This window comes from Mesorhizobium sp. WSM4976, assembly GCF_029625685.1.
Classification (GTDB): domain Bacteria; phylum Pseudomonadota; class Alphaproteobacteria; order Rhizobiales; family Rhizobiaceae; genus Mesorhizobium.
In genome coordinates this window covers 1-4488 of record NZ_JARTVT010000071.1, presented here as the reverse complement: position 1 = coordinate 4488, position 4488 = coordinate 1, and the positions used below count along the sequence as shown (strand labels likewise).

Here is a 4488-nt window from a genome sequence, read left to right as displayed (position 1 = left end):
GGTTACTGTTCAGTCCGCTATTGAACGCGTCATAGTCCTGCAGCGCGAGGTTGAAGGCCATGTTGACGGGCTGGCCGGCGTTGAAGGTTGAGACCGACACCGCGCCCATATCGAAGGAGTCCTTGTTGTTGTAGACAGTGCCGATATTGGTCGCCTCCAGACGATCGAAGCCGGTAGCCGTGCTGACGAGGATGAACTCTCCCGGCGCAAGCTTCAGACCTGCCAGATCTACGCCATTGGTGTCGCCCGTTGGCGCGAAGTGCGCCGTCACTGTCTGGCTGACGCCGCCAGCAGTGAAGCTCTGCGTGTCCAGGGCTGGGAGTTCGCCTAGTTTGAAATCGGCGAGGGGGGAGCCGGTGATGTGGCCGCTGCTGTCCTCAGTCACGATCTTGACCTCGGTGATCTTCTGTTGGTTGGTGTCTGTCGTCTGTAAGGTCGTGGCCGATGTCGGAACGTCGAAGGCGTCGAGGCGGATGTCGACTGTCTTTCCATTCGGACTGACCTGGCTCAGCGTGAAGCCTGAGTTGTTGACCTCGTAATGATCGAGGAAGCTCAGCGTGCTGAGCGACTTCAGGGCCGTCGTGGAGGTGATCGAGTGCACGTTGTCGACGAAGTCGAGGCGGATGGCCTTGCCGGGCGCGACCGCCTGCTTGTCCGTGCCGACGCCGATCGAGCTTGGATTGACCGTATCGACGCCGGGGTTGAGCCCGGTGAAGACGACCGACTTGCCGGGGCTGACGGGCTGTTTCGTCGTCGGGTTGAACGGCAGAGAGAACCAGGCGTAGTTGCCGGCCGGCACGTCCGCGAAGTCGCTGAAGGTGAAGCTTGAGCCGTTCCCGATCGCCTGGAGCATGTTGTAGGTATAGGTGCTGGCGTCGGGATCGAGGGTGATCGTGAAGACATCGTCCGCCGCATTGGCGCCGGTCGGATCGGTCGTCGCCGTCAGCGTGCCGGTGCCGAACCCGAACAGGTGAATGTCGTTCCCGCCGGCTTGCAGGGTCTGGCTGGTGCCGCCGATCGTGCCGGTCAGAAGGTCACCGTCCGTGCCGCCGGTGAAGGTCAGAGCGCCGAAGCCGTCTGCGCCGGCGTGTTCCTTGATGGTGAGCGACGAATTTGGATCGACGGTCCCGTCGGAGGGGTCCGTGTTGATCAGATTTCCGGTGAAGCTCTGGCCGGCGGCATCCTGCACGTTGTCGCCACTGACGATAGCCTCCGGAATGAAGTTCACAGGCACGTCGTCGATGACTTTCACCGTCAGCGCCCCCGTGGCGGCGGTGGCAATGTCGCCGGCCGCGAAATTCGGGTTGTCGGCATCGGCCGCCAGGATCAGCCCGCTGAAGTCGATGACGGTGTTGCTGGCGTCGTTCGCGCCCGGTCCGTGATCGACCGGAGCCGAGAGCGTGAAGGTCCAGTTTCCGCTCGTGTCCAACGTCAGCGTGAACACCGTCGCGCCACCGGATCCCGTCGCAGTCAGGGTCGTCCCGTCGAGGGAGACGCTGTAGCTCAGCGGCGTGCCCCCCGACACGAGACTTTGGCTCGTCAGGCTCGAAAAGTCGCTCGACAGCTTGTAAGAAAGCGGCGTGTCGGCGCCCGGATTGAACAGGGTCGTCACCGAGCCGCTCGCCGTCGCGCTGCCATCCTTGTCCGGAAGCAGATTGGCCGAGAGCGCATCTTCATCGACCTCCTTTGCAACCTTGCTGGTGCTCGCGCTCGGCACGCTATCCTCGAAGATGATGTGCGAGCCGACTTGGCTGGTGTCGGTGGTCGTGTTCGTCTGGGTTTCCGTGACGTTGAGGATGTCGAAGCCGGGCGTGTTGCCGGGAGGCAAGACGTTCTCGACCACAAACTGATCGAACTGAGCGCCGCCCAGGGTGGTGAACGCGATTTTCTCCCCGGCGGTGAGGCCGTGGACTTCGCCGGTGAGGTTGCCGCCGCCGTCCGTAACGAAGGTGATGCCATGATTGCCAGTGGTCTGTGTCGATGAAGCGATCAAGACACCGCTGCTGTTGTAGACATCGATTTCACCTAGCTGGACGCTTGTGGATGTGTCCGTCTGCGTGGTGCCGAATGTGGTGGCGGTAGCGGGTTCGTTCTGGGCGATGATCTTGAGGTTGATCAGGCTGTTTGTGGGGGTCACCTGGCTGATGTCGAAGCTCGCTCCTGTTCCTTCGATATAAACGAGGCTGTTGAGCGTGCCGTCGGAAAGGAATGTCTTGTCCTTGGTGTTGCCGCCGGTGAAGCTCGACACGAAATCGAAGCGCAGGGCCTTGCCGGGAGTGATCGACTGGCTGTCGCTGCCGTCGCCGCTCGAACTGGTGTTGACGGTGTCTGGATTGGACGTGCTGGCGTCGAGCCCGGTGACGATGACGGTCGATGTGCCGTCGGTGCTGGTGAACGGCAGCCAGTAGTTCTGGCCGGGTTGCTTGGTGCCGATGTTGAACGACGAGGTGGAACTGGACGATCCGCTGACGTAGACGAGGTTGGAGAGATCGAGGGTGTTCGCGTCCTCGCCCACCGAGGGGTTCGTGTTTGTAAGGGCTTCGTACTGCACGACCCAGATCGTGGCGCCCCCGTTTGTCGGCTGCAGCAGGATCGCGAAGGCGACCGTGCCGTCCGCCTCTTTGCCGAGCACGATGTCCGGATTGCTCAGGTCGGAATAGAGGTAGATCTCGTTGCCATCAATGGCCGTAAAGCCGGTGTCGACGCCGTTCAACGCTCCGCCGGTACTGTCGGTGAGCTTCAAATTCTGGTCGGTCGTGCTGACGATCGTGTCCTCGGAGATGCCGATCGCTGCGGTCGTGCCGCTGCCTGCGTTCGTCGTTGTATCGGGATAGATGCCGAGCGCCGTCAGCCTGTCCCCCAGCGATGACAAAATAGTGGTCTGGAAAGTGTTTAGCGTGACGTTGTCGTCGGAGTCTGTGGCGTCGGTGTCTGTCGCAAGAGTTGTCAGTCCTAGGTTTTCGTCCTCAATGACGTTGCCGGTGATGGTAAGTGACATGGTGTGTCTCCCTGCTCAGCGGCGAATGCGCCGCGGCGTTGCTGTTTCGCAGTCTCGATTTCCGATGTTCACTGAACCCATCCGCGTGGGATGGGGCCTGCACGAAGTCGGCCGGGTGAGCGGCAGTCCGCCCGAACCCTCGCGACTTGAGAGATATTGCAGCATGGCGCAGTGCGGCCTCGCGGGCGGATCAACATGACCGTCCGTGCGGTCGGAGGGCTCGTCGACAACGATGTCTCGGGTCAGGATGTCGATCGCCATCGAGACTCTCCCTGGTTTCAAAGCGGCTGGCGCTGTAATCGGCCCAACGCCCGGCAACCGGCCGCACGGACGCACATCCGCGGGCCGGAGCCAGCGCTGCGCGCCATCGTTAAAGGAAACTGGAGTTCTGGATTGACTTCAGGGGGTAGAGGGTACCGGGAGAGCCGCCGCTGCCCCTCCTCGCCATGCCCCCTTAGGCATTGCTGGGGGGATGCGTCCTGAGCGCATCGGTGGCCCACCAACGGCGGGCACCAAGGATCGACAATGAGGGCATACTCAACCCCGCCCCTCTCCACCAGGCATTGACTGCCTGTACGCCTCCCGCTCAAAACATGAGCCCGAGAACATTACGCTCATTTTAGCAAAGTTAAATATTAATTCGCTCGCCGACCTGTGGTAAATGGTACCTTAGCCACGGGGACTTTTGTCCCACCCCTGTTCGATAGCGCCAGAAATGCTATCGAACGCGCAGAGACTCGCGCTAGTCTTCTGTTGGGGCATGCTGTGCTTAGGCGCACCGACCAGTGGCATCCCGCCGTAGCTTCCCGCTACGGTATGCGCCTAACCGGTCCGGCACCTGCGGTGGCAGGCTATTTTGAATTTCCAGGGATAACGGCCGGCCTTCCGAATTCAATCCTGATCTGCATGATCTGATTGCCATCGAAGTCGCGAACTGTACACGCCAAGTCGCGATATCCAGGGGGCGGCGGCCCGGCCACTAGCTTGCGGACCATTTCCATTGCCCTTTCCTTGGCCGACTCGGCGCCCAGCAGCAGGGCTCCGCGCGCGTCGTGATAGACATCTCCAGTATCGGAAAGATCGAAGAAGAACCTAGGCATGGCGGCTTATAATAGCAGAATGCGGAAAAGGTTCAGCGGCCTTTGAGGCTTCAGAACCGCGCGGGCTAGCACCTGGCCTCGGGGATCAGGCAGCAAGCGGGCGGCCTGACCTGCTCCCCGTTTTGTCCGCGCCTATAAGTTAGCCCTGTCCGCGGTTTTGAGGTGCTCCCCGTCTTTGGATCGCCCCGGGCCGGAACTTCCGGGGTGTTTGGCTCAGGTGAGGTGCTCCCCGTCTTTGGATCGCCCCGGGCCGGAACTTCCGGGGTGTTTGGCTCAGGTAGCGGAAGCCGCCGATGAGCCTTTCATGAGCGATATCGGCGGCTTGTTGCCGATCGCGCTGTGGGGTCGGACGGTATTGTACAACTCGACGACTTAACACCCACGGGACTG

Annotated in this window: 3 protein-coding genes; all 3 read right to left on the bottom strand. The window is 61.5% G+C overall.

Translation table 11 applies throughout. The features are described from left to right. Nucleotides 1–2998, bottom strand: a 2998-nt coding sequence (locus tag P9272_RS35565; protein WP_278164850.1) for a hypothetical protein, incomplete at its 3' end; no start/stop codon positions are given. 15 nt (nucleotides 2999–3013) lie between these two features. After that, nucleotides 3014–3259: a hypothetical protein gene (locus tag P9272_RS35560; RefSeq protein ID WP_278164848.1), complete on the bottom strand. Its 246-nt coding sequence runs from the start codon at nucleotides 3257–3259 to the stop codon at nucleotides 3014–3016. A gap of 590 nt (nucleotides 3260–3849) precedes the next feature. Next, nucleotides 3850–4098, bottom strand: coding sequence for a hypothetical protein (locus P9272_RS35555; RefSeq protein WP_278164846.1), 249 nt, complete (start codon nucleotides 4096–4098; stop codon nucleotides 3850–3852). Nucleotides 4099–4488: the final 390 nt, after the last annotated feature.

What these genes read in the sequence shown, in the direction of transcription:
- P9272_RS35560 (WP_278164848.1), bottom strand. Translation starts at nt 3,259, where the DNA reads ATGGCGATCGACATCCTGACCCGAGACATCGTTGTCGACGAGCCCTCC.
- P9272_RS35555 (WP_278164846.1), bottom strand. Translation starts at nt 4,098, where the DNA reads ATGCCTAGGTTCTTCTTCGATCTTTCCGATACTGGAGATGTCTATCAC.